Origin of the sequence: Microscilla marina ATCC 23134 (assembly GCF_000169175.1) — a bacterium.
Lineage (GTDB): Bacteria > Bacteroidota > Bacteroidia > Cytophagales > Microscillaceae > Microscilla > Microscilla marina.
Window position 1 is genome coordinate 1 of record NZ_AAWS01000058.1, and the last position, 24,654, is coordinate 24,654.

The window sequence follows — 24,654 nt, forward strand, 5'->3', positions numbered from 1 at the left end:
CAAAACCCTTGACAGATCCCGCGCTGCCAAAAAAAGCACAGATGGCAGCGGTTACCACCAGCTTTTCTCCTGCCTGGTCCAGGTTGGCACCAAATGTTTTGCGCAGGGCACTGGCAAAAGTGCCGTCTTTCATGAGGTTGTCCATCAGGTCACCTGCATACTCCTGAGTGGTTTCGGTGGCTACGTGTGCCCCATAACGAATGGCTATGTTGTTGATAAAACTATTGATCACTATTTTATGGGCTGGCTTGTTGAGCAGCTTGAGCAATGGCAGCCTGCCCCCTACCAAACCCTGAATAATACCCTCGCCCAGCCCCGAGTATTCGCTTTGCCCCGCCAGTTTAAAAGCAATGCTATTGACCAATGCTGCCCTAAGTACGCGGGTAGTGCGTTCACCCAAACGAAGGGTTTTTACCAAAGCATTGCCTGCCCTGGCAATGGCGGGCAAAGTACCTACCCCCTCGGTGATCAGAGTAGTAGCCATAATCTCAAGCATCACCGGAATACTCGTGCCAATGCCTGTGCCTATTTGTTCAGTAAGGCTTTGCTTAGCACGGCTTAGCTGTTTTTTGGTCAGTGCCAAGCCCTCATATTGCATGTTTTGCGCCATCGACTGCGCAAAATCAGTATTGGTGCTATAGTTTGTCCAAAAAGTACTTTCGGCGAGCCCCTCTATCAACGAATTCGCAAAACCAGTGCGTTCGCTGCTGGCAAAGTCTTCGTTCAGAAAATAAGTTCTTGCTACCGCCCTAAAAGCCTTTTTTGCGTCTGATAACAGCTGTTTATCATATTTCACCAAGCCTCTTTCTGCACTTTCGTCGTGCCTTTCGCCGTAGCGTAGGCTAATTTTACTGTTTTTGTACTGAACGGCATAGAGCGCCTCGGTTGACTTTTTGAGCCTTTGTTTGGTATATCTATAGCGCAAATAATAGTCAGTGACCATGTCTTTGAGCTTGGTTTTAAAAACTTTAGTGGGAACACTGCCGTTGCTTTGACCCCCGGTGGCCCCCTGGGGCAAGTCAATCCTATGACCATTCACATAGTCATATATAGGTTGGTAGTGTTCGTTTCGGGCGCCATAAATGACTCCCTCCTGAAAGTTTATTTTATCAAGCAAAGCATACAAACCTGCTTCTTTAAACAATTGTTTCCAATTGGTTTTGCCCAATAGCTTTTCCAGACTCAACATTCTTCGCTGGATCAAACCTACGACCCCTTGGTGATAAAGCGCCATCAGTTGATCATTGGCTTGCCACACTACCTTATCAGTTTTGGTCAATATAGTTTTTGCCTCTGCTTTGGCAGCATTAAAAGCGTCTTCCCGCGATTTAAATAATTGCTTTTCCAGCGATTTGCCTTTTTTACGCAAAGTCCATTCGCTAAACCTTCGCAAAACTTCTTGTCGGGCATCATAGTCAAAGTTTACCTTGCCATTTACATCTAAAATAGACTGATAGTTGTGCTTTTTTCTTATCTCCTCTATGATCACCTTAAGGCGTTTATCCTGGAGTTTGGTGGGTAGCTCAAAAATCTTCCGGTACTTTGGGTTGTCAATCAACTCGCCAATGACCTGATACATCGCGTAGTTGGTCTCGGAGGCATATTGGGTGGTTACCGGATCAACGATTCTCTCCTCTTTTTCTATTTTTATTTCTTTCTTCGGTGTTAGGTCACGGTGTTCATACCGATTGATCAAACCCAACACCTCAGTCGTCAGTTGAGCTACAAAAGGTTGTTTGCCTTTATAAGCCCCCTGTATAGTGGCAAGCCCTCTTTTGAGCTTGTGCATAAAAGCATTGGTTTGCCGATGGTCTGGGGCGGTGTTTGTCCCCCCGCTATTCTGGGTTTGCTTGTCCAGCATCCGCAGCAAAGGTACCTTTAAGTTGCCTTCAAGGTATTGCTTCATGGCATGCCGAATATCCCCCAGTGTTTTTACCAAACTCGGTTGGTTTACCTGGGCTATCTTTCCAGCCACAATCAAATCAATGATGTTTTGGGCTGCCACAAACGGATCCCCTTCCCGGTTTTGATAGTGCACAATGTACGCTATCAAGCGATTGGCACCCAACTTTAGCTCAGGGTCTTGTTGTACCAACTTCTGAGAAGTCAGTAGCTGTAAAGCTTGTAAAATACCATGCAGCAATTGATTGGTTTTGCGGTTGTCAAAACGATGAGCCCCATAATTATTGCGTTGTTTCTCCAGGTGTGCCAAAAAGTCCCAAACACCTTCCTCTTTGCTTCCAACTTTTGCGCTTCCCTCTTCGCCCACCCCCAAAAACTGCCCAAATTCTTGCTTGAAACTCAACACAATTGCTTTGAGTTGAGCAAATGATAAAGCCTGAGGGGTGTTTTTTAAGTAATTGAGCAGTATCAAAGCAAACTCGTCTACAGTATGCGCTTTAATTAGGGAAATGGTCTTATGGTGAGGCTTGGTGGGCGTTCTTCTTACCAAAACCTTAGATGAAAGCGCGCCAAAGGGGTCTTCACGCCGTTTGAGCAGCAATGGCATAGGCTTTTCCCCTCTGCGGGTCAATACCGCCCGTCCCTCTTCATTGGTGGGGAATTGATAGTTGGGGGTAGAAAGCAGCCTGGGTTTGCTGCCATCAGCTGAGGCAAGCCTGCTTACTTGCGAGGCAAACACCTTGGGTGGGTCAACATTGCTTTTTGACGTAGGAGTGTTTCTTGCAACATCTTTAGTTTTATCCATGTTTGCCAGGGGTTGGTAAAATTGAAGATGCCTTCAAGTTAGGGTTTATTTTGTGTTTTCAAGAAATAATACCATTAAAGATGCATAGTTTTATTTTTGCAAAATAAAGCGCGTGTTAAGTTGAATTGTCTACGTAAGCCAACAGTAGACTTAAAAAAGCTGAGATTTTTACAAGATTGGCTTTCCTTTAGGTTGTGAACTATTTTTGCTGCGAAAACAAGTCTCAATATTTGTACTTATACAAACGTTCAAGTCTACTAAAGGAAGACTTAAAAGAGCTAGTACACCAGCTCCTAAATTTGTAAAGTCTATTTTGTGTTTTTTGCCCCCTGATTTCACTTCAAAAATATCACGTAGCTTTGGCTATGCTCAATTTTTAAAATTCATCAGAAAACAAAACACACTTAAATACTCTATTTACCTATTTAAGAGCAAGTGTACTAGGGTAGTAAGCGTATCCAGGGAGTAAAAATACCAACAGATTTTTCACCTGCGTCCAAAATGACACATAATCCGTGTTTCGCATTGTCATCTCGATTTATGTTTCTTGGAGTCAAGAAACCGACCGTAGTGAGCTCAATGCAGTTAATTAGGACTCGGAACGACAGAAAAAAACAGTTTGCGAACCATCAAACCACCAAACAAAACTACCTCACCCCCGAAGCCATACCACCTGGTTGCGTGTCGAGCGAGTGGAAAGTATGAAAATAGGTTTGTCCCCGTTTGATGTCAAAACTAAAATTATATGCCTTGCTTTGGCTACTCGATTGAGGCGTAAACTTTATCGATTGTTTACCTTCGGGCAAGTGTATTCGGGTATAATAAATACTATGGGGCACCGATTGCCAGGCGCGGGTATCTGCTTTTTCGGTCACCGCATTGAAGGCACTCAAGATAGCAGCACCCGCGTTTTTATCTTGATGACGCAAGGCATACTCACTTCCTTTTTTGAGCGCCAACCTTAGCAACGATTTGCCCACCTCGTATAGCATGCGCTGTTCCAGGCTTTTCAAGGCAAGTTTACTCACATTTTCGGCTTGCTCAAGCGAAAAGGTTTGATTGTTCCAGTGTAAGGTGGCTCCCTGATACAGGGGAGATCTTAGAATATATTTGGGAAAAGTAACCCTGATAAACTCCATTTGCTCTAGCCCACTGTTTTGGTAGCGGTCATTGTCTACAAAAAAAGGAAAGCTCCATCCATATTGATCATTCTTAAAAGTAACATTTCCTCCTTCGCCCCGCAAAATATTGAAGTTGATCGACCACTCTGCTTTGATAGGGCCTAGGCCATTGTGCCAAAAAAACACCAGGTCGCCACCACCCTTGGGTAAAGGCTGGTATCTTTGCCCAAACATTTCTTCATAACGTGCTTTTTCTTCTTTAAACCCAGTAAGGTGGGCTGCCCGTATAATGTCTTTTTTGAGCTGATCAGGCACCCCCAACCCAAACATTTTCTTATAAGTACCCTGGTATATATTTACCGCATTGCGGTAAGCAATAAAAGCATTGTTGTAGTCGTGGTTTGCCTCATAGATGATGCCCATTAGATTGTGCACAAAAGCATCTTTATGATATTTGCCTTCTATATTTTTGTATTTGGTACCCAAGGCATTCAATTTTATATTCATTCGTTTGCACTCTACCAAAGCGGCTTCTTTGTCGCCCATTTTCAAAAAATTAAGTGCTTTGTAATAATGAATCATCAAGAGTTCAAAATCTTCTCCTTTGTATTCGGTCACCATCGGGTTTACCAAAAAAGAAGCCGCTTCTTTGAGGTAATTTACCCGGTAGTTTTCGCCAATGCGGTGGGCTTGTTCAAAATATTCATTGCTTCGGGCATAGTTTCCCATAATAGAGTTAACCGTGCCCAGGTTGAGGTAGTACAACAATTTGGTGTTTCGGCGAGGACCTTTTTTGTCTTTTAACAGGGCTTGTTCGGCAGCAGGCAAATTGCCATTTTCAAAGTTTTTGTGGAAGGCATACCGGGTTTGGTAATAAGACATGCACGAACTTAAGCCCAGGCTTACCACTACCAGCCACAGTAAAGGCTTGATCGATTGACAGTATATTTGCAAGAGTTTCATGGTGGTGTTTGAGTATTGGTTATATGCTTGGCGTATATTCACAAGATGCAACTCACGAGTGTAGAGTTGCATGGTATAAAAAATGAGTAATAACCCTATTGTCATTACTCATCAACTTGTTGCTTGTCACTAATAGCTTATCGCTAATTTGTGATATATTTTTTGATTTTCTTTTCGCCAATCCACACCAGTTCGTTGGTTTCAATGTTGGCAAGTTCCAGGTTTATCTGATAGTACACTACCTTCCTACGACCTTCCTGATCAACAATAGAGTTGATGTTGCCAAACACCATAAAATCGGCGCCTAATTCTTTTCCCCATTTCTTTTGAGTAGACGGTGAGGCAAACTCTTGTTGGTCAGCGCGTTCTTCTCTTATTTTTTCTCTAAAAGCACTGTTTTGTACGATTCTGATAGCGCCCGACTTGATAAATTGACGCTCCATGTCTTTGATAAAAGTTTCGGATTGGATGTGTTCGTGGCTTTTATTCTTGATCATGCCTACAATCACTACAGGTTTTTTGTTTTTGCTGGTAGCAAATTGAGTGAGCCAGGCCGCAGCCAATGCATCGCTCGACATAGCTTCGGCCACCAAACGCGAGTCGGTATCGTTCCAGCGCCCGCTTAAGTCGGTAGTTTTGTTGGGGTCTATGCGGGTTACTCGTTGGCTGGTGGTACAACTTGCTAAAAAAACAAAGGCAAAAACAAATACAAAAGATGCAGAAGTTATAAAATGGCGTATTGTCATGGTTACTCTAAAATTTAGGAATTTATGTTTTTAAAAAGACTTTTGTCGTTACAAAACTTACTTGGTTAACTACGTTGTCACCCAATAAGTTGACGCATTTATACTAATTAAAATATTTTTTATACCAAGAGTAGTTGGTAGTCAGTATTCCAATAGCTTTGGTTTACTGAAGGGACTAGGTGTTAGGTACACCCTGTTCTATAGGTAGCTAATAAATTCATAATACACTCATTTTTAATGACTTATTTATTAGTTAGAAATTGGCAGTTTTTACACACATTTAGTAATCAACTTATTATTTCGGAAACTTTTTAGATTCGTCAGGAAACAGCTATCGACTTCCATCTACCGATTTTATAAACCGCTAAAAATCAACGTCCTATAAAATCGGTAAGTTGCTTGTAGAGCAGCCTCAAACTTGAAGCACCGATATGTATCGGTATCTAAGGACTTGTCGCTAAAAGCACCGATATGCATCGGCATCTAAGGACTTGAGGCGGTAGAAGCTATTGACTGAACGCTATCGACTATTGAATCATAAAATACTGCCCAATCGCCAGCGCATCCATCAATAAAGCCACCCCCAGGTGAATGATAATGCCCCCAAAAATACTGCGCGAATACAGGGCAATGACGCCCAGAATGTAGCCGCCAAATATAGAACCAATTGCCTCAGCCATAGGTTTTTCGAAGTGCAACAAAGCATACACAGCTACCATAGGCAAAATACTGTGTTCCTTCATTACCCGTGCCATACCTATAATAAGCGCCCCTCTAAAAATAAGCTCAGTATTGATAAAATCCCAGCTATAAGTAAGCTCAAAAATCCCAAACATTTGCCAACTCGTCAGCCCAAAAACCGGAGGGCGTTTCCAGGGCTTAAACGCTGGATATGCACTCAAAAAACCTGATTGAAACGACGCCCAAATCAATAAAGGCAACATAAAAGCAAGCATCAACAAGTAGGGCTTCGCTACAAAACCTTTGGTAGTAAGCCCATAGAGCGAATTATCTTGTTTGTCTTTCCACCTTTTGAACAAAATAAGCGGAATAAAAATGGTCCACAGGCTTTTGAGGTTGCTACCCAAAGAAAACAAAAAGCGGCGTGAGTTGTAGTCTTGTACCCAAGCCTTGATCCAGTCGCGGTAAAACCAAAAACCCGCCATAATGCTGAGTATGCCCAAAAAGAACAAACTCCGCAGCCAAAATTCGCGCTGACGCAAGTAGTTGGTTTTGCTCAGCAATGCCTGAGGCACGGCAATGGCAAAATAAGCCGCCCCATAAAACAAGGCATAAGACAGCATTCGCAACCAATGCGAACGCCCTGGTGGATTGATGTATTTAGTTTCAAAATTGAATGTATAGTTTACATAAAAACAGCCTACCATCAATAACGCAAAGTACAGGTAAAGCTTCCACTGAAAATGGTTTTGGTAGTGGGTGCGCAGGTATTTAAAAATCGTCTTCAAGCCCTTATCTCATCTTGCTTCTTTTCACCAAATATGTTTGTAGGATTTGCTCGAATCCCTCGGCAATGTCTGCCTCGATAAAATCAATTTTGTACTGACCACACTTGAGCTTTAAGTCGTGCTTGAAGGTTGCCACGTGTTTTTTATAGTGATCTTTGATCTGTGAAGGTTGCAGCTTTACTTTTTGCCCGGTTTCGAGGTCGATAAACTCGTGTGGGCGGTCGTCAAAGTCAAATTCTTGTTCGGTTTTTTTATCAGTTACATGAAACAGCACTACCTCGTGGCGGTTGTGTTTGAGGTGCTGCAGTGCCGAAAAGAGTTGATCTGCCTGTTCAGAGTTGTCAAACATATCGCTAAAAATGATGACCAGGGCACGGCGCCCTATTTTATCGGCAATCTTGTGCAATACATCCGCTACCGAGGTTTTGGTTTCGGTTTTTTCGCGGTGCAACAAATTCTCTAGCAGAGTAAATATCTTGTGAATATGCGAAGGGGTAGACTTGGTTTGGGTATGCTCCTCTATGTCGTCCGAAAAAGTACCCAAGCTCACCGCGTCGCGTTGTTTTTGTAGCATATAAGCCACTGCTGCTGCTGCCATAATGCTAAAAGTGATTTTTCCATTGTTTTCGGCAGGGTAATACATCGAAGGCGATACATCAATCAGCAACTGACAGCGTAAGTTGGTTTCTTCTTCGTAGCGCTTGGTATACAAACGATCGGTTTTGGCAAATACCTTCCAGTCTATATGGCGGGTGCTTTCGCCCGAATTGTACAGGCGGTGCTCGGCAAACTCTACCGAAAAGCCGTGAAAAGGCGATCGGTGCAAACCAGTAATAAAACCTTCTACCATTTGGCGAGCCAAAAACTCTATGTTACCAAATTCTTTGATACTGCCCAGGTTGTTGCCAGTAATCACTTGCTGTTTTGACATATATGTGTGATGGTTTGTTTTTTAAAGATAGAAAATCAACAGTTAATGTTCAGTTTTTAAACCTGAAAACCAGTAATGTTGTAGACAGGCAATGACTACAAAACCCCTAAAGGCTGATGGTATTTAGGGCATTTTCCAATACTCAATTAAAAAAGTAATATGGTTATTTTAGGTGGTGACGCGCCAAAAAGCCCTTAAACCCACCTCGCCTGAGCTGTCTTTGGGTAAGCGAAGACGCACTTTTGTTGGCAAATGAGCCTACCATTACGCGATAAATCTTGCGCTGTTTTTTATTGTCCCACCCCACTTGTATAAATACCTCTTGTATGTTGGTGGCACCTGTTACCTCGCTGCATTGTTTTTTGGCACTTGCCAAAGTGGTAAAGTAAGCCACTTGTACTCCATAACCGTGGGGGGTTTTTTCAAATCCAACCGCATCGTAAGTTTTGCCAATTTTAAAATCTTTTTCGACCGAAGCCCTGGTGGTTTTTGAGTTGGTATTGACAATGGTCGTAATTTTCTTTGCTGGGATAGGGGTTATTTTTTTAGGGGTTTCTTTGGTCACTACACCGTCTCTACCCACAGCCTGTATGAGCACTTTGGCGGTACCAGTAGCGTATAAACCAATCAGGTTGGCGGCAGACTTGGATACATCTATGATGCGCCCATGGGCATAAGGTCCCCGGTCGTTGATGCGTACAACCACCGATCTTTTATTGGCAAGGTTGGTTACTTTGACCATTGTATTGAAAGGCAGTTTTTTGTGAGAGCCCACTAGTTCACGGTTGTCAAATATTTCGCCGCTGGCTGTTTTTCGGCCATCGAAGCGGTCGGTATAATAAGAAGCAATGCCCCGTTGGATAAAGTTTTTCTGAGCGTATAATTTTGAGAAACCACCAAAAACATACATCGATACAAAAACGAAGCATAAGGTATTTTTTATCGCAGTTGCATCATAGCGGCTATGCCATCTTTTGTTTGTTTGATTATACATAGTTTTTAATTATTCTCTTCAAAACGAGTTTGAAAAGTGATCAGTGCTTTTTGAGTTTTTAGAACTTTGTGAGGGTAAATATACTCAAAGTCAGTCACAAATTTTGCCTAATAAATCTTTAACCTATATAACCTACTGTAGTAGAACCAATTAGCTCCCGGCTAAGCCCTAGGTAGTACAAAATGAATGATTGACTTATCCCTTACAAAAATAGAAAACATATTTGATAAAAATAGGTGAAATGTTTTAAATAGATTGCTGAGAAGGAAATGATCTCTAAAACGAAAAAATATTTTTTGCTCGTCACTTTTGTTACTTGGGCAAAAATATTTTAATATGATAACTCTATATTTATTTGAATCATCAATATAAAATGTTAATTTATTATTCAAAACGTTTTTGTTAGAAAGAATAATATTATAACTTTACTTAACATTCAACTTTAAAATTTAGACAAAGTGGAAGATAAGAAAGAAAAAGAAAGAGACGAAATTTATTCAAAAAGAGTAAGAGCGGGGAAAAGGACTTATTTCTTTGATGTCAAATCTACTCGTTCCAACGATTACTACCTTACCATTACAGAGAGCAAAAGAAGGTATCGTGACAATGGTAGTTATACCTATGAAAAGCACAAAATTTTTCTATACAAAGAAGATTTCAACAAATTTGTTGAGGCGTTGAAGGAATCAGTCGAGTATGTGAAAACTGATCTTCTACCTGACGTTGATTTTTCGCAGTTTGATGACAATTCAAGCGACGAAGAAAAGTTGAGTTGGGACTAACATATTTACTATACCAATGTAAGTATCCATTTAGTCTTTAGTGATCTTTCATAAATAATTTGAGCCATTAAAGTGTATCTATTGCCCTCATTCTTCTCAAAAAAAAAGCCTCATAGCTTTGGCTATGCACCGTTTTTTTTGAATCGTCTGAGAACAATATATTTTCTTAAATTGGCACATCTTATTTTTTCCAGATCACTTAACAGAAAAAACTCCCGTAATTGCCAAAATTACAGGAGTTTTTTTGTGCCCTTGTGTTTATGCGCCAAATCTGATCTTTGCTTTGCCACTGGGTTTATATTGATATCTATTACCTGCAACTGCTCAAGTTGATCTATCTCTGGCGGAAGCTCTGTGAGTTGATTTCCCGCCAAATAAATTTCCTTCAATTGGGTGAGTTGCCCTACTTGCCCCGAAATGTACCCAAGTGCATTGTTTTCTACACACAACACCTCCAGATTTTTGAGTGTCCCAATACGATCAGGCAATTCGGTGAGTTGATTGTCTCGGAGCGATAGCCTCTTTAGCTGGGGCAGTTGGGTGAGCTCTACCGGAAACTCGTCAAGCTCATTGTTTTCGAGCGACAAGGTATGGAGACTTTTAAGCAGGGTAATCTCTTTGGGCAAATCGAACAACGAGCAGGAGTGGAGGTATAAACTTTCGAGTTTGGCAAGGTGACTTATTTTTTTGAGCGTGTCTTTTTCATCCATAAAATGACTAAAGTTAATGCCAAGTTGCTTGATGTGCCTGAGTTGTTGTATTTCTATAGGTAGATTTTTATAGTTGATGTGTGAGAGCTCCAGGCTACGCAATGACTGCATTTTTTTCATTTTTCTAAAGGCATCTTTCAAGTCTAAGTTAGGGTTGCTCCTGAGACAGAGCAAACGTAAGTTTTTGAGCTGTAGTATTTCTTCGGGCAATACCTGTAAGTCGTTGTGACTGAGGTCAAGCGCGGTTAATTGAGTCATTTGCCATATTTCGGGCGGAAGCCCCTCTTGATGAGGATAGCTTGCTACTGGTTGGTAGTCAATGACCTTGAGGCGACTGTCTTTGACATAGTATGCCACATTGTTGGGGTATACACTTAGGCGAGTAATACTTTGAGTATGGGCTTGCTCTATGCCATGTCTGATGCACAACATTGGGTGTTGGTGCAAGGCTTGTTGTACTTGTTGGCTATATTGTCCTTTAAGCCCCACACATATCTGAAAAGCAAGCGCCACATTTTGCTTGTCATCATCTTGCAATAGTTTTACGAGTTTCTGCTCATTTTCCTGCATATCCATCATATTATAACAAATCTGAGCCTTAAATTAATTGAAATATTTGAAGCTTTGGCAACAATTGTTGCAACTTCTTGGGCGCTGTAGAGATATTGGCATGTATGAGAACGAAAACATAGTATCACTAAAATTTTGTTAAAACACCTGGAACTAAAACCTAACAAGCAGGGTTGCAAGGGTAATAAAATTACCATGACCAACAAAAATAAAGGGATGATGAAAGAATTTACCCAAAAAGATTTAGCAAGCTTAGCCAACCAGTTGAGTTGCCCAAGCGGAACCAGTGGAATTGAAGTGGGCAATAAAATGCACCAAACCAATATTAGCATGACACAGAAGGCGTTAGAAGCTGCTCAAATACTCTCCAATCAGGTAGTGTTAGAATTAGGGCATGGCAATGCGGCTCATTTGGAGCAAATATTAGCTAAGGCACAAGGAGTAACTTATCATGGGTTAGACGTGTCAGAGACGATGTATGAGCAGGCACAAAAGCTCAATAAGGAGTTTGTAGAGGTTCAAAAGGCTAAGTTTTCGTTGTACGATGGAACGAACATTCCGTATGATGTGGCTACTTTCGATAAAATTATTACGGTAAATACCATTTATTTTTGGCAGCAGCCTGCCCAATTGGTGCGAGAGCTTTATCGGGTGTTAAAGCCTCAGGGAAGCTTGAGCATTGCATTTGCGCAAAAAAGCTCTATGGAAAGTCTGCCTTTTACCAAGTATGAGTTTGCATTGTACGATACTGATACAGTGACAGAGTTACTTGAAAAAGAAAGGTTTCGTGTGGTGAATGTGGTAGATCAATATGAGCAGATAAATAGCAAAATAGAAGGACTGAATGAACGTGATTTTACGGTAGTTACCGTGCAAAAATAGGACTAATACAAAACCAAGCAAGGGGAGTACTACAACTGTAGAATTCCCCTTTATTTTTATAGGCTACTGTTTCATGTGAATTTGTAAAATCCAGGTTTTGTTATACAAGATACACCTGATATTGGCATAAGGAATGGTGAGCGTATACTCGGTACCATTGCCACGGGAATCGTTGCCTGTAATTTGTAGCGATGATGATAAATAGGTAAACTTGGCACTGCTTGGCTTGATAGAAAAGAAGTTTTGAGAAGCTTTGGCATTGCCGTATGCTTTCATAATGGTGAGGTGCTTGATGCCCGACAAGTTTACTTTACTTAGAATAGTTTGAGTATCAGCTTTGGTCATTTGAGCGTAAGACTGAGTACCACAAAAGCAAAGGGCAACACACGCGAGGATACAGATAAATTTTTTCATAATATTTGTTAAAGGTGTGAGTGTATAGATAAATGTTACCTTGCAAAGGTAAGTAGTTTGCTCATCTGATTTTTGGGCAAGTTCGCCAAGAGTCGGTTTTACTGCCTCAAACTACGCTTTGGCTTTACGAGTCTGTATTGTAGGGCAATATCGAATATGACTGGTTTTAAACTTTCTTGATAAATCGTATAATCTCTACAATATTGTCTATAAACTTACCATCCTCGTTGAGCTGAGCTACAGCGTGGCGCGTTTCTTCAGACAAACGCTTGTGCGCCTGTTCGTTGTCGGTATTGAGCACTTTTAGCGCTTGTTCCAGTGCTTCCAAAAGCGCAGAAATTTGGGTTAATTGCTGGTTTTGGCTTTTTTGATACTGCTCGTTGTCCTCCTTAAATTGCTGAAAGTTTACTTTGAGTACGTCTACATCGTTTCGAAGGGTATACACGTCTTCGCGTGGATAAGATACCTCGTGCCGCAAGCTCGACAGCCGTTCAGAGATGTATTCATATGCTCGAATGGCGGGGCGTAGCAAGGTGAAAAGTAAAGTAGCTCCAGCGCCAAAATATCCTACAATACTTATTTTAAAATAGGACAAAGCATACAAGGCTATAGCCGACACCAGGTGCAAGCCAATGGCAAGCCATAGCGAACGGCGCTCTACTTTGCGCGCATAGCTTAGCTCTTGATCGTCTACTTCAATGTTACGCTCTTTAGATCGGCGTGCTTCCTGAAGCACTGTTTTTGCCTCAAAGTGCAGGTTCCAGGGTACAGTTACAATCACTACCAACCACATAGCCGCCCCAATGCCTATAGCCCAGTCAATAAAGCTGCCCGGAGGAGTAGACAGCCAATGCAGCAAGCTGTAAATAACCAGTGCTACAACGCCCACAATGATTGCCGCACTCAATATTTTGCCTATATGTTTCATAAACTAATTCACCTAGGTTTGGTTGTGATTCTAATCTACCGATTATTGGTGAATTTTGCTAACAAATAAGCCGTAATAGTACCAGCCCCTTTTGGAAACGATTTTTCGTGAAAAATGAATAAATTACGGACTTGGGTAAACAAAGCCAACGCGAAATTAATTACCTTTCGAGCCTTTTATTTTGACACCATTCCTTAGTACGGTGAGTATTAAGAATACCTGCAATTAACTCAACGTTATTTTGCCCTCTGATGAACTTTAAAGACAAGCAACAATGAATGATCCACATATACAACTTATTAGCTACAATCAGCAAAACCAAAAGTATACCCCAGCTTTAGAAGCAAGCCTGGTAGCCTCTCAGTTGATCGAAGGTCAAGTGAACTGGGTAGATATTGTTGGACTGGACGCAATAGAACAACTTCGTCCTGTATCAGAGCACTTTGGTTTGCATAGTCTTACCCACGAAGATATTCACGATATAGAAATTATGCCTAAGCTGGAATTTTTTGAGAATTATACCTTGGTGATATTGCCTATGTTTGCCTACGATGTTGAATTGAAGCGTTTCCAACCTCATAACATTAGCCTGGTTTTTGGCAAAAACTATTTACTCAGCTTTCACCGACAGCCATCTACAGTTTTTCAGCCTATCATCGACCGTATTGTTCAAGGCTTGGGCAGGGTAAGAAAAAAAGGCGCTGACTATTTATTGTACTTGTTGATGCAAGCCGTGCTCAACCACAATGAACAAGTACTGGAGGAGTTTAGAGAAGACCTGGAAGAGATGGAAGAGAGCCTTATTCTTGATGTAGACGAAGAATCGGTCAAAGAAATTGTTTTCTTTAAAAAAGAGTTGAGTAAATTCAGAAAAATACTGTTTCCGGTAAAGGATTTGGCAAACCGCCTCAAGCAAGATGACTTGTTGTTGGTTGATAAAAAGAACCTGGTTTTTTTCAGGCATTTGCACGAACAAGTGCTGGAGATGGAGCATACCTACCAAAACTTTAAAGACATACTGGCTCATTTTATGGATTTATATATTTCGGGGTTGAGCCAAAACATGAACAAGATTATGAAAACCCTGACTTTGATTACCACCATTTTTATCCCCATGAGTTTTATTGCGGGGTTTTATGGGATGAACTTTAAGCACATGCCCGAACTGAACTACCCTTGGGCTTATCCAGTAGCCATTGTGGTGATGTTGAGCTGTGGTTTGGGTATGTATTTTTATATGAGAAAGCGTAAGTGGGTTTAGTCTATAGCCTCAAGCTTTAAGCGGCAAGGTACAAGTGATTAGTCTGGAGTCCTCACAGCATCTAAGGACTTGCGACTTGTTGCTTAAAGCACCGATATGCATCGGCATCTAAGGACTTGCCCCTGTCGGGGCTTCCAACTACCCCCTTGCCTCCAATACCTTTTGGGCTTGCATGAGGTGGCGTTGGTTATGTACTGTGATAAACTGCAATGCATCGCCCAGCTTGAACCGTAAAACCGCGCCAATAACCGAGGTTACCCTTACTTTTTGCAAATTAACCTGAGCTGCCCGGTCGGTTTGTTCAATGAAGTTTTTTACATGGATTATAAATTCCTCACGTACTTTAGGGTTGCGTTCAGGGAGTTTGCTTGAGTCAAGGCTTTTAAAAGTTTTTACCCGGCGCTTGGGTTGCCCCGACTCGTCTAGCCGAAACGAGTTGGTAAACTTTTTTCCTATCCAACCCGGTTGAAAATCGGTGGTGGGTGCCCAGCTCTTGGCAATGCCTTTATCGATACCCGTAGTGATTTTGGGCATATAACTTCTAAAAGTAATGTTCAAATGTTCAAGACACTCGCCTACACTCCATTTATTGGGGGCAGGTTTCCAATACAATGTATCTTCGTTGAGCGTGCCAAAACTGTCTTGAGCAACCTGTATCATTTCCTGGCTGTCTTTTTTTACCTGGGCAAGCAATTGTGCGCAGTTTATTTTCATAAGTATAAAGTTTTGTTTGTTGAATGATACAAAAGTAAGTGAAGCCCTTCATATCTCACTTGATGTAGATCAAGAACCTCCCGTAATACTTTATTTTTTGTACCAGTCTCGTAGACGCACCTCTATGTTGGGGTTGCCTTTGTTTACTATTTGCTTGAACTTGTTGACATCACTAAAGCCTCCTTTGCCCCTAAAGTGAAAAGGATATACAATGTCAGGTTTAAAATCGAGCACTGCGCTTGCGGCACTGTCTACAGTCATAGTATAGGGGAGGTTCATGCATACAAAAGCCACATCTATGCCTTTGAGTGCCCGCATTTCTTTAATATCTTCGGTATCACCTGAAATGTACAGGCGTTTGCCCCCCATGGTAAGTACATAGCCATTGCCTCGTCCTTTAGGGTGGCGGGTTTTGGCGGTTTCAGGCAAGTTATACATCGGTATTGCCTTAATTTTAATACCCATTGTCTTCATTTTTTTGCCATTTGCCAGGGTAGCCACTTGTTGCGCTTTGAGCTCACCCATTTTTGCCTTTACCGCTTTAGGCACCACCAGGGTAGCCTTGCTTAAGTCGAGTGCATCCAACGTTTTTTTGTGCAGGTGGTCGCCATGAATGTCAGTAATCAACACCAGGTTGGGGGCAGGGTAAGCCTTGTAGCGTGCTGCCCCACCGTAGGGGTCTACATAAATGGTTTTACCGTTCCATTGCAGCACCATTGCCGCGTGTAACACCGGGTGAACAGTGATGTTGCCTTTTTTGGCTTTGATTTGGTCGCTTTGTGCTTGCCCCAGAGTTGCCCAACCCAAGAAGAAAAATAAGAAGGGGTATAATTTTTTCATTTTTTGTAAAGTTTAAAGTAGTATTTGGTTAACCTTGTCTGTTTGTGTAGTGTTTTTGTTTCTAAGGCAAATAATTACTTAACATAATTTATTGTTATAAAACATTGTGCATGTGTGTACTTTTTCCGAAAACGGGGGAGGGTAGCTTTACAGTTGCCCTAATGAAGGCAAGCCCAAAAATAGCCCCAAGTGATTGAGCTTAGCAACGCACGACCAATGTAAACAGAACAAGTGGGTAGACCAATACCAAGAGCTTGTGTTTTTCACAACCCCTTATTTTTACCCAAAACACCCAAACGAATGGAATCATCTTACCTCCGCCATTGTTACTACAGTATAAAGGCATTAACGCAAAAAACACACAATGTTCAATCTATTTAAAAAAGACAAGAAAAAAACTTCTAAAGCTACTGGAGTCAATTGGTCAGTTTTGACCGATGAGGCGACTATAGAAAAGATAAAAGAGGCATCGAGACAGGGCAGGGTACTTATTTTCAAGCACAGTACTCATTGTGGCATCAGTGCCAATGTACTCTATGACTTAGAAAGTGCCTGGGTAACCGACGAAATGGAAGGTTTGACGCCCTATTACCTTGACTTGATTCGGTATAGAGGAGTATCTAACCAAGTAGCGCAAACATTTGGAGTGATGCACCAATCGCCTCAAGTTTTGGTGATTGAGAATGGAAAATGTATTTATCATACTTCACACAGGGCGATCAACTACGGCGATCTAAAACAATTGGCGCAAGCTGAGTAGTACGCCTTTATGGTAAAAAAGAACTTGAAGCGCGTGGATGTTTCCTTGATAGAAACAGCCCACGCGTTTTTTTTGAGCCTAAGGAAGGTTTATCATCAGGTTTCGGGTTTGTCTTTCAACATGTTTTTTTGATTAATCACATACCCAAACAAACCACCACACAAACCTCCAATGATATGGGCAAACTGTGAAATGTTTTGAGTACCCGGCGAAGGGTTCACGGCATTGAAAAGCTCTTTGCCCAAGTATAAGATAGCAATCAGGATAAATGTCAAAGGGATGCTGCCTGACTTAAAGTTGGTAAAAGAAACCAGCAAAATCATCATAAAAACTACCCCACTGGCGCCCAACAGTCCGCTACGGAAAAAGATGGTTTGTAATATTCCGGTAATGGTGGCTGTGAGCAGAATCATTACGAGCAAAGGACCCGATTTGTAGCGTTCTTCGAGAATAGGCCCTATCAACAAAATAAATGAGAAGTTGCCCAGCAAATGGTTCCAGCCTCCGTGCCCCATAGAGTGCGAAAAAACCCTGAAATAAGAGAGCACACTGTCAAAACTCATTTTGTTAGGGTAGAGTGTGAAGAATTGCCCCGTAACTGTATTGGGAAAATTGGCGCTTTTGGCAAAGTCGCCATATATCATCCAGTCAAAAAATGTGACTGCCACACAAATTAAAGTATAAGTGAGTACTACCGGAGAGTTATATTGAATTTTGAGTTTCATGTAGTAGGTTATATTTGTTTAAAGTCAGAGAGTTAAAAACGTCAAGGTTCAAGCCAAATGTTAAGTGAGGTTACCCTGGCTGATCACTTGTTTAACAGTTTGGTTGCCAGAGAAGTTGTTTTTGAACCCGGCTTTTCATTCAAAAATATATACTTTTTACGTAGTTTTAAATTTTTGGGTCAAAACCTTCAGTATTTTTTCTTGAAAACTACCATAAGTTGTCTTGCAACACTTTTCTGGTAGAGCACCTGGGCATATTCTTGTTTATTTCTTGTCTCTTTAAGTGACCTTCTTAAAAATGAATGTACCTATACCTATGGGACAGTTGAAAACCCTTTTTTGCAATGTTAAACCCTCAATTTTTATGTCTATTTACTTCTTAGGCGATCTACATGGTAACTTTCAGTTGGCACAGCAACGCATTGTTCAACAAAACGTTCAAGACTCCGTCATTATTCAGGTAGGAGACTTTGGCGTAGGGTATGCGTCATTTTTAGAGGAGCTTAAAGCTGTGGGTGAACTCAATGCAATGCTCAAACAACGCAATACTTTTATGTATGTAATCAGGGGTAACCACGACAATCCAGCTTATTTTCAAGGACCAGTCCCACGTGCTTTAGACCAGTCTCACATTACATTTGTGGCAGACTATAGTGTGCTTGAGCTCAATCAACAACGATTTTTGTTGGTAGGAGGGGCGCTCTCGATAGACCGCCACACACACAACGAGGGCGAAGGTTATTGGCAAGCCGAAAAGTTTGTGTATAATGAGGCAGCCATTACCGCCTTGCACGGTATCGACGTGGTAGTTACCCATAGTGCCCCCAACTTTGCTCCACCTTTTGAGTTCAGCGACTTGGTACATACATTTGCTGCACAAGACCCTCACCTGATCCAAGACCTGCACGAAGAACGTACTCTACTTGCTCAAATGTATCAACAGCTTGCCCGCCAATCTTCTAACCCATTGACCCATTGGTTTTATGGACATTTTCATGCAAGCAAGCGTTACCAGCATCAACACACCCGTATGGTATTGGTTGCCATGAACGAGTTGCTGTTTTTTGCTTAGTCAATTCTCAGTACCGTATCATTGATTTTCTTTACCAAAGCTCTTCCATTGAGTTGAGGGTTTTTGATTCCGGCATCTATCGGGTAAGCCTGCATGTGGTGGGCGTTGTAGGGCTTAAGCAAGGGCAATATTTCATCAAGAGCAGCATTGCTCAACCACTGTTTTTCAGCAGCTTTAGGTAATATTACCGGAGAGCGATGATGAGGAATTTGCTGTAGCAAAGCATTGGGTATGGTAGTAATGATAGCAAAAGAATTGACGAGTAAGTTTTTGTCTTGGTCTACCCACGAGTCCCACACTCCGGCAAAACAAAATGCTTGCTTGTTGCGGTCAGTCAGGTATACCACATAGGGTTTGTTGAGTTTTTCTTGGGTAGGTCCTTCTACAAAAAAATTGGCAGGAATAAGACAACGTTGCGACCGAATGGCCTTTTTGAAGGCAGGTTTGTTGCCAATGCCTAATGCTCCGGTATAGCCTGGGTCGTTGGTTTTATTGTGGTCACCCTCAGCGCGGGCATTAAACAAATACATGCGTTTTTTTGCCCAATGTGGGGTAAGCCCAAACTGAAAAAACTGTAACACATCAGGTTTTTGATTGGTAATTACTGGTGAGTAGTCGCCCGGCGATGTATTATAATTAGGGGCAAAATTGCTTTGTTCAGGAGGAAATACCTGCAGTTGTTGCGCCAAATCATCTATATTGTTGATCATTCCAAATCTTCCGCACATAAGGGTATGGTCTAAAAGGTACAAGTCAACTACAAAAATGCGGTTTTTTGGAGCATAAAAAAAAGTAAAGCCCTAAATGAGCTTTACTTTTTTAAGCCTGTAGTGACTCATTAAAAAAACGAATCGACCTCCTTTCAAAACAGGAGAGTCTAAGCCGCTTTTTTTGCATATTTGGCTATCTCTTTGGCTTTGCGGGGGCTGGGCTTGCCCGTTTCTACATAATGCCTAAAATCTTCAATAGCGTTGGTCAAAATCCCTCCCATTTGCATTCGCATCATAGGCGACATGAGTTTGCCTACCCAACCCTTGGTTTGCATTTCCAGCTTCATAGAGACCCTCGTCTGATTCCCTTCTTTGGTAAGTTTCCAGGTGTTTTGCCCCAGTTTCACAAAAAACGGAAAGCCTTCTATCACTTCGTAGCTTAAAACATAATTTTGAGGATCAAAAACCCTGATTTCCTCTTGAATTGCTCCCAAACTAGTCGTATCACAAGCTCGGTTGCTACAGCTAGCCCCCTCAAATACCGGGTTGCCTTGTCCTTCTGAATATTTCAATCCACTTGCCCACTTGTAAGCGGTCGTATATTGGTTACCTAATATTTCCCAGGCATCACTGATAGAAGCATTGATAACGGTTTCTCTGTAAAATTCCATGGTGCAAAAAGTTTAGTGAGTATTAAAATGATTGAACTTATAAGTGATGTTCTACCATTGGATGTAACAATTGGGCAGGTGTTACAAAACTCACCAATAAATAAAGTAAAAAGAAAATTAATATTTGTTAGATGATTGATAGTCAGGGATTTGAGTGCGATAAGATTACTTGAAATACTTTAATAAATTATCGTCGTTCAATATTTCTGACACAATGGTTTCGGCACTAAAATCTTCTTTGGTAGGGTGTTCACGGTACAGCTCAGTGTATTTTTCTTCAAAACGCTGGGCTGTTTCTTCGTAGCGAGGTGCTACATACAACGCTATTTTGTTTTTATAAGAAATGTTAAACTGTAAATTGTTCTCATCCAGTAACCCCATTTTTTTTAAAGCCTTGGTTTTTTTAGGGCAACGACATGGGTTGTCTTGATTGACCAGACCACATTTATTATTCATAAAATTGTAGAGCTCTTTGCGTGCCCGGTGCAGCTTTACCCGAAAGTTAGGGGGCGTAAGGTCAAAAATTTCTGCCCCTATCCGATGATTTGCTCCAAATGTGTCGCCAATAATATAGATGAGCCGTTGCTCTCTGGTGAGGCACATCAGCATGCCTGACATACACTTGACCTGCATCTCACGCGAAAGCTCTTGAAAAGTAATGTATTCTTCCTCGTTTAGGTCAGGGTTGGGGATTGAGTCCAACTTTGCTCCATAGTCTTCGAACGAACTAAAACGTTGCGCCCCTTTTCTTCTTTTGGTTTGCAAAAATTCATTGACCACAATGCGGTACAACCAAGTACGAAAAGCACTTTTAAAATTAAATTGTGACAACTTCGTGATTACCTTCAGCAAAGTTTCCTGGGTAAGGTCCAGTGCATCATTGGGGTCATGCACCATTTTCCAGGCAACATTGTATATAAATGGTTGATGCAAGTGAATAAGCTCTTCTATGGCTTTACGGTCACCATTCAACGATTTTTCTACCAAAGTCCGGTTTTGTTCTTCTGAGTATTTGTCTGATAATGGATTGTTCATTGTATAATATATTAAGGAATAACCAATTGTTTTTTTGATTAGATACAATGCTCAGGCAGGTGTTACAAAATGTCACTTTTTAAATATACCCCATAAAAAAAGTAAAGCCCTAAATGAGCTTTACTTTTTCAGATATATTAATTATGGATTAAAATATTTACACAATCAATTCTTTCTCAACTTCTACAGTCAAGGTGTCGTCTTTGTCCATCAAACGAGTCATTAAGCCCAAAGTTTTTGGCAACTCATAAGAGAAGAAATAACGCATAGTATGTATTTTACTTTCGTAAAATTTAAGCTTTTCGCCTTCGGGATTTCCAGTAACCATTGCTTTTTTAGCCACGGTAGCTTGTTTAAGCCACTGCCAACTAATTACAATTAGGCTGAAAAACTCCATATAAAGGGTAGCGTCAGCCAAAGCAAGCTCCATTTTGCCTTGCATGGCCATTCCGCCCAACTGTTGGGTTACTTTCTGCAAGTCCTGAAGTTTTTCCTGCAAAGCAGTGACGTATTTTTTCAAATCATCGTAAGTGCTAGCTTCGTCAGTTACTTTCTTTACTTCTTCGGCCAACAACATCAATGACTTGCCTCCAGTACCCATAATTTTACGGGCTAATAAGTCAAGTGATTGAATGCCAGTTGTACCTTCATAAATAGAAGTAATACGGATGTCGCGGTAGTGTTGCTCAAGCGGGAAGTCGGTTGTGTAACCAAATCCACCCAAACACTGCATACCTTCGCTTACCGACTTGATGCCGTACTCCGCCGGGAATGTTTTGGCCACTGGAGTAAGCAAGTCAAGCAAACCTTTGTAACGTTTTCTGGCTGTTTCGTCTTCTGTAGTCATTTCAAGGTCGGCATAACGCGAACACTCAAAAATCAACGAAAGTCCGCCTTCTACTACCGACTTCTGGAACAACAACATACGCTTTACGTCGGCGTGGTTGATGATAAAAGTCTGAGGCTTATCTTTAGCGCTTTGCTCGCTGATTTTACGTCCTTGTGGGCGCTCGTTGGCATATTCCAAAGAAGCATAATAAGCGGCTGAAGCAATGGCTGCTCCCATCAAACCAACCCCCAAACGGGCTTCGTTCATCATTTGGAACATGTAGCTCAAGCCTTTGTTAGGCTCGCCTACCAACCATCCGTGACAGTTGTCGTTGTCACCGGCAATGTAGTGAACAGCTGGCGTACTTTTTTGTCCCATTTTATGGTAAACCCCGGCTGTAGTTACGTCGTTGTCTATCAAGTTGCCATTCTCGTCTTCGCGAAGCTTAGGTACCACAAACAAAGAAATACCTTTAGTACCCAATGGTGCCCCGTCAATACGTGCCAACATCAAGTGTACCACGTTTTCTGTACCTTCATAGTCACCCGAAGAGATAAATATCTTTTGTCCTTTGAGTTTGTAGTGTCCCTGATCGGTAGGAGTAGCCGAACTTACAATGTCAGACAATGAGCTACCTGCCTGAGGCTCGGTCAATGCCATCGTTCCCTGCCATTCGCTGCTCAACATTTTGCCAGTATATTTTTCTTTCAATTCTTTTGACCCAAAAGAGGCAATCAAGTGAGCCGAACCAGCTGTCAAACCAGTAAACATTACTACCCCATTGTTGGCAGCACTCATAATAGCACCCGAAGCAGCTGTTACCATTTGTGGAAGTTGCTGCCCACCATGCTCAAAAGAAAAACTGCCTCCAATAAAGCCAGCTTCTCCCATTGCTTTTATATATTTTATTATTTCAGGGTGGATGGTTACTTTGCCATCTTCAAAAGTATGATCAGCGCGATCTATTTCTGTGTAGAAAGGAAAGAGGTGACGGTCTGAAATGTCAACAGCTGCATCCAAGATCATGTTTACAGCTTCAGTATCTGTTTCAGCATAGTAAGGAGACTCTAAAACTTCTTCTATATTAAAAACTTCATTTAATAAGAATTTTAGATTTTCTATGCTTATATATTTTTTTGCCATAGTACTTCTGTGTTTTTGTAACAGTATTTTTTTATGGTTATTTAACTTATATACACGTGATGAATTAATTCTAAAATATGACCAGCGGTCAAACTTTAAGCAAATATACACAAAATACTAAAAGTATTATGCGTGCATAACATTTTTTTTGGGGCTAAAACTTACATACAATATAAGATTATTAGGGGATATAGAGGTTTATACTAATAAAGTATGCAAAAGGGTTTGAAAAGCTTTCAAAATTATTTGTGATGTGTAATCCTGTATGACAAAGTATATGGGGGTAGTGAATAGCCCATCGCTGCTAACTTTTTTGCTTATCTGGTGGAGGCTGTCCCTTAACCTATTGCTCCAAGAGGCGTTAATACACTCAACACTACTATATCAAAAACAATATGAAACGAATAACACTATCTGCTCTGATGTTGGTCAGCGTGGTATTATTGGCACAAGCCACCCCCCGTAACTTATACGAGCAACTCTGTGAAGTAAATCAGGAATGGCACAAACATCGGGCTACAGCCCAAAAAATGGGCTTGGTACAGGCAAAGCCTCTCAAACATGAACAAGATTTACTCTCCTTTCACATTCGTACGCTTGGGCAAATATTTCGGCAACGCCCCATTGCCCACCTCAGCCCCGCCCAACAACGCCAAAGGCACCAACACCTCAAAGTACTCGACAAATATTGGCAACGGCGCGACTGCCCCCGCAATGATTACCTGCCTTACCGCAACCCAGTGTTTATCGACCACGAGGGGCGTTATTGTGCGGTGGGGTATTTGATGCTCAAGAGTGGTAAAGGTAAGTTTTGTAAAGCGGTACAAAAAAACAGCAATTTTATTTATATCCGTCAGATCAAGTCAGCTGATTTTGATGCTTGGCAAAGCCAAAGCGGGTTGTCAATAGAGGAGCTTGCCTGGATACAGCCGGGGTATACCCCAGCTGTCAGGCTTGAGCAAATACACCGACTGGGGGTTGATCGCAAGCCCCGTTTTGTCGACTCATTGCAAGCCACCAGGATATACAATGCCCATTTTGATAGGGCAGATATGTTTGGGTTTCAGCGGATGTTTTGGGGAACTGCTTTCAGGCGGGAACGAGCACTCAAAAAGTATAAAAAATACAAGGGTAAACCTGATTGGGAAGCGCTCAGAAAAACGCATGGCAGCATCAATGCCCTCACTGTGTACCAAAGCGTGCTATATGCCGCCGTAGATACTACCCTGGCAACCCCTACCGGTTCGGTAGCACCCCTGACTAAAATTGTAAAGTGGCACCCACAAAAAAAATGGGTCGTGGTGCACAAAATCATCGAGCCAACAATCAATCGAAACCACCAAAATGTAATTTATACGTTTTTTAGCAATCGAGGCAAGCTTTACGCAGGTGGAGGTTTTGAAACCCTTTATAACGATGCTACACAACAGCCCCCCCGCACTCATTCTTACCTGGTATGTTTCAATGGCAGGTCGTGGAAGAAGGTAAAGCAAGAATATGGAGGGATTATATTTGGGTTGATTTATAAAAACGGTAAGCGTTACCTGGGCACGGTGATCAATGGCATGGCGGGCAATACCAGAGCGCCTATTCATCCTACAGCCAAGGTAAACAAATAATTTGTTTGGTTTGCTATATTTACAACGAGCCTCCTTTACTGATGTTAAATCCAGCAAA

22 protein-coding genes are annotated in these 24,654 nt (G+C 41.6%); 6 read left to right on the forward strand and 16 right to left on the reverse strand.

Features of this window, described 5'->3' with window-relative positions; all coding sequences use genetic code 11:
• From M23134_RS31900 to M23134_RS39250, 6 genes are all read right to left on the reverse strand, one after another.
• On the reverse strand, positions 1–2,707 hold a 2,707-nt coding region (locus tag M23134_RS31900; RefSeq protein ID WP_002703783.1), incomplete at its 3' end, for a hypothetical protein.
• Positions 2,708–3,354: 647 nt separating this feature from the next.
• The gene (locus tag M23134_RS31905; RefSeq protein ID WP_232296851.1) at positions 3,355–4,863 is read right to left on the reverse strand and encodes a COG3014 family protein; all 1,509 of its coding nucleotides are present in this window, start codon (positions 4,861–4,863) and stop codon (positions 3,355–3,357) included.
• 71 nt (positions 4,864–4,934) lie between these two features.
• Positions 4,935–5,537: a penicillin-binding protein activator LpoB gene (locus tag M23134_RS31910; protein WP_002703786.1), complete on the reverse strand. Its 603-nt coding sequence runs from the start codon at positions 5,535–5,537 to the stop codon at positions 4,935–4,937.
• A gap of 527 nt (positions 5,538–6,064) precedes the next feature.
• Positions 6,065–7,006, reverse strand: coding sequence for a CPBP family intramembrane glutamic endopeptidase (locus tag M23134_RS31915; RefSeq protein ID WP_002703793.1), 942 nt, complete (start codon positions 7,004–7,006; stop codon positions 6,065–6,067).
• Positions 7,007–7,010: 4 nt separating this feature from the next.
• Positions 7,011–7,937, reverse strand: a complete 927-nt coding sequence (locus M23134_RS31920) for a DUF58 domain-containing protein (RefSeq protein WP_002703804.1) — start codon at positions 7,935–7,937, stop codon at positions 7,011–7,013.
• Between the two features lie 163 nt (positions 7,938–8,100).
• The gene (locus M23134_RS39250; protein ID WP_082226751.1) at positions 8,101–8,931 is read right to left on the reverse strand and encodes a septal ring lytic transglycosylase RlpA family protein; all 831 of its coding nucleotides are present in this window, start codon (positions 8,929–8,931) and stop codon (positions 8,101–8,103) included.
• A 458-nt stretch (positions 8,932–9,389) separates the two neighbouring features.
• On the opposite strand from M23134_RS39250, the gene M23134_RS31930 reads away from it, so the two are divergent.
• On the forward strand, positions 9,390–9,713 hold the full coding sequence (locus M23134_RS31930; RefSeq protein WP_002703808.1) for a DUF3276 family protein: 324 nt from the start codon (positions 9,390–9,392) through the stop codon (positions 9,711–9,713).
• Between the two features lie 230 nt (positions 9,714–9,943).
• Here the strand turns inward: M23134_RS31930 and M23134_RS31935 are convergent, their stop codons facing one another.
• Positions 9,944–10,993 carry a leucine-rich repeat domain-containing protein gene (locus tag M23134_RS31935; protein ID WP_157558752.1) on the reverse strand — a complete coding sequence of 350 codons (1,050 nt, stop codon included), beginning with the start codon at positions 10,991–10,993 and terminating at the stop codon, positions 9,944–9,946.
• 195 nt (positions 10,994–11,188) lie between these two features.
• Between M23134_RS31935 and M23134_RS31940 the strand changes: the two genes are divergently transcribed.
• The gene (locus tag M23134_RS31940; RefSeq protein ID WP_157558753.1) at positions 11,189–11,875 is read left to right on the forward strand and encodes a class I SAM-dependent methyltransferase; all 687 of its coding nucleotides are present in this window, start codon (positions 11,189–11,191) and stop codon (positions 11,873–11,875) included.
• A 63-nt stretch (positions 11,876–11,938) separates the two neighbouring features.
• Here the strand turns inward: M23134_RS31940 and M23134_RS31945 are convergent, their stop codons facing one another.
• Both M23134_RS31945 and M23134_RS31950 read right to left on the reverse strand, forming a co-directional pair.
• Positions 11,939–12,289, reverse strand: a complete 351-nt coding sequence (locus tag M23134_RS31945; protein WP_045114761.1) for a hypothetical protein — start codon at positions 12,287–12,289, stop codon at positions 11,939–11,941.
• 166 nt (positions 12,290–12,455) lie between these two features.
• The gene (locus M23134_RS31950; protein ID WP_002703816.1) at positions 12,456–13,217 is read right to left on the reverse strand and encodes a CDK-activating kinase assembly factor MAT1; all 762 of its coding nucleotides are present in this window, start codon (positions 13,215–13,217) and stop codon (positions 12,456–12,458) included.
• 274 nt (positions 13,218–13,491) lie between these two features.
• Between M23134_RS31950 and corA the strand changes: the two genes are divergently transcribed.
• Positions 13,492–14,478: a magnesium/cobalt transporter CorA gene (gene corA, locus M23134_RS31955; RefSeq protein WP_002703818.1), complete on the forward strand. Its 987-nt coding sequence runs from the start codon at positions 13,492–13,494 to the stop codon at positions 14,476–14,478.
• Between the two features lie 138 nt (positions 14,479–14,616).
• On the opposite strand, the gene M23134_RS31960 is transcribed toward corA, so the two are convergent.
• Together M23134_RS31960 and M23134_RS31965 are read right to left on the reverse strand one after the other, a co-directional pair.
• Complete coding sequence (locus M23134_RS31960; protein WP_002703819.1) at positions 14,617–15,192, reverse strand: DinB family protein; 576 nt, start codon at positions 15,190–15,192, stop codon at positions 14,617–14,619.
• A gap of 90 nt (positions 15,193–15,282) precedes the next feature.
• On the reverse strand, positions 15,283–16,032 hold the full coding sequence (locus tag M23134_RS31965) for an MBL fold metallo-hydrolase (RefSeq protein WP_002703820.1): 750 nt from the start codon (positions 16,030–16,032) through the stop codon (positions 15,283–15,285).
• A 364-nt stretch (positions 16,033–16,396) separates the two neighbouring features.
• Here M23134_RS31965 and ytxJ point away from each other — a divergent pair, with 364 nt between their 5' ends.
• Positions 16,397–16,792 (forward strand): bacillithiol system redox-active protein YtxJ, encoded by a 396-nt coding sequence (ytxJ, locus tag M23134_RS31970; RefSeq protein ID WP_002703822.1) that lies wholly within the window; start codon positions 16,397–16,399, stop codon positions 16,790–16,792.
• 95 nt (positions 16,793–16,887) lie between these two features.
• On the opposite strand, the gene M23134_RS31975 is transcribed toward ytxJ, so the two are convergent.
• On the reverse strand, positions 16,888–17,517 hold the full coding sequence (locus M23134_RS31975) for a rhomboid family intramembrane serine protease (RefSeq protein WP_002703825.1): 630 nt from the start codon (positions 17,515–17,517) through the stop codon (positions 16,888–16,890).
• Between the two features lie 364 nt (positions 17,518–17,881).
• Between M23134_RS31975 and M23134_RS31985 the strand changes: the two genes are divergently transcribed.
• Positions 17,882–18,589, forward strand: coding sequence for a metallophosphoesterase (locus M23134_RS31985; RefSeq protein ID WP_002703829.1), 708 nt, complete (start codon positions 17,882–17,884; stop codon positions 18,587–18,589).
• On the opposite strand, the gene M23134_RS31990 is transcribed toward M23134_RS31985, so the two are convergent.
• The 4 genes from M23134_RS31990 to M23134_RS32005 form a co-directional block, all read right to left on the reverse strand.
• Positions 18,586–19,317, reverse strand: a complete 732-nt coding sequence (locus M23134_RS31990) for an SOS response-associated peptidase (RefSeq protein ID WP_002703831.1) — start codon at positions 19,315–19,317, stop codon at positions 18,586–18,588. The genes M23134_RS31985 and M23134_RS31990 overlap by 4 nt on opposite strands.
• A gap of 149 nt (positions 19,318–19,466) precedes the next feature.
• A complete protein-coding gene (locus tag M23134_RS31995) occupies positions 19,467–19,970 on the reverse strand; it encodes an SRPBCC family protein (protein ID WP_002703839.1) in 504 nt (167 codons plus the stop codon).
• A 165-nt stretch (positions 19,971–20,135) separates the two neighbouring features.
• The gene (locus tag M23134_RS32000) at positions 20,136–21,005 is read right to left on the reverse strand and encodes an RNA polymerase sigma factor (protein WP_002703849.1); all 870 of its coding nucleotides are present in this window, start codon (positions 21,003–21,005) and stop codon (positions 20,136–20,138) included.
• Positions 21,006–21,162: 157 nt separating this feature from the next.
• On the reverse strand, positions 21,163–22,977 hold the full coding sequence (locus tag M23134_RS32005; protein ID WP_002703850.1) for an acyl-CoA dehydrogenase: 1,815 nt from the start codon (positions 22,975–22,977) through the stop codon (positions 21,163–21,165).
• 395 nt (positions 22,978–23,372) lie between these two features.
• Here M23134_RS32005 and M23134_RS32010 point away from each other — a divergent pair, with 395 nt between their 5' ends.
• The gene (locus M23134_RS32010; protein ID WP_157558754.1) at positions 23,373–24,596 is read left to right on the forward strand and encodes a hypothetical protein; all 1,224 of its coding nucleotides are present in this window, start codon (positions 23,373–23,375) and stop codon (positions 24,594–24,596) included.
• Positions 24,597–24,654 lie beyond the last annotated feature (58 nt).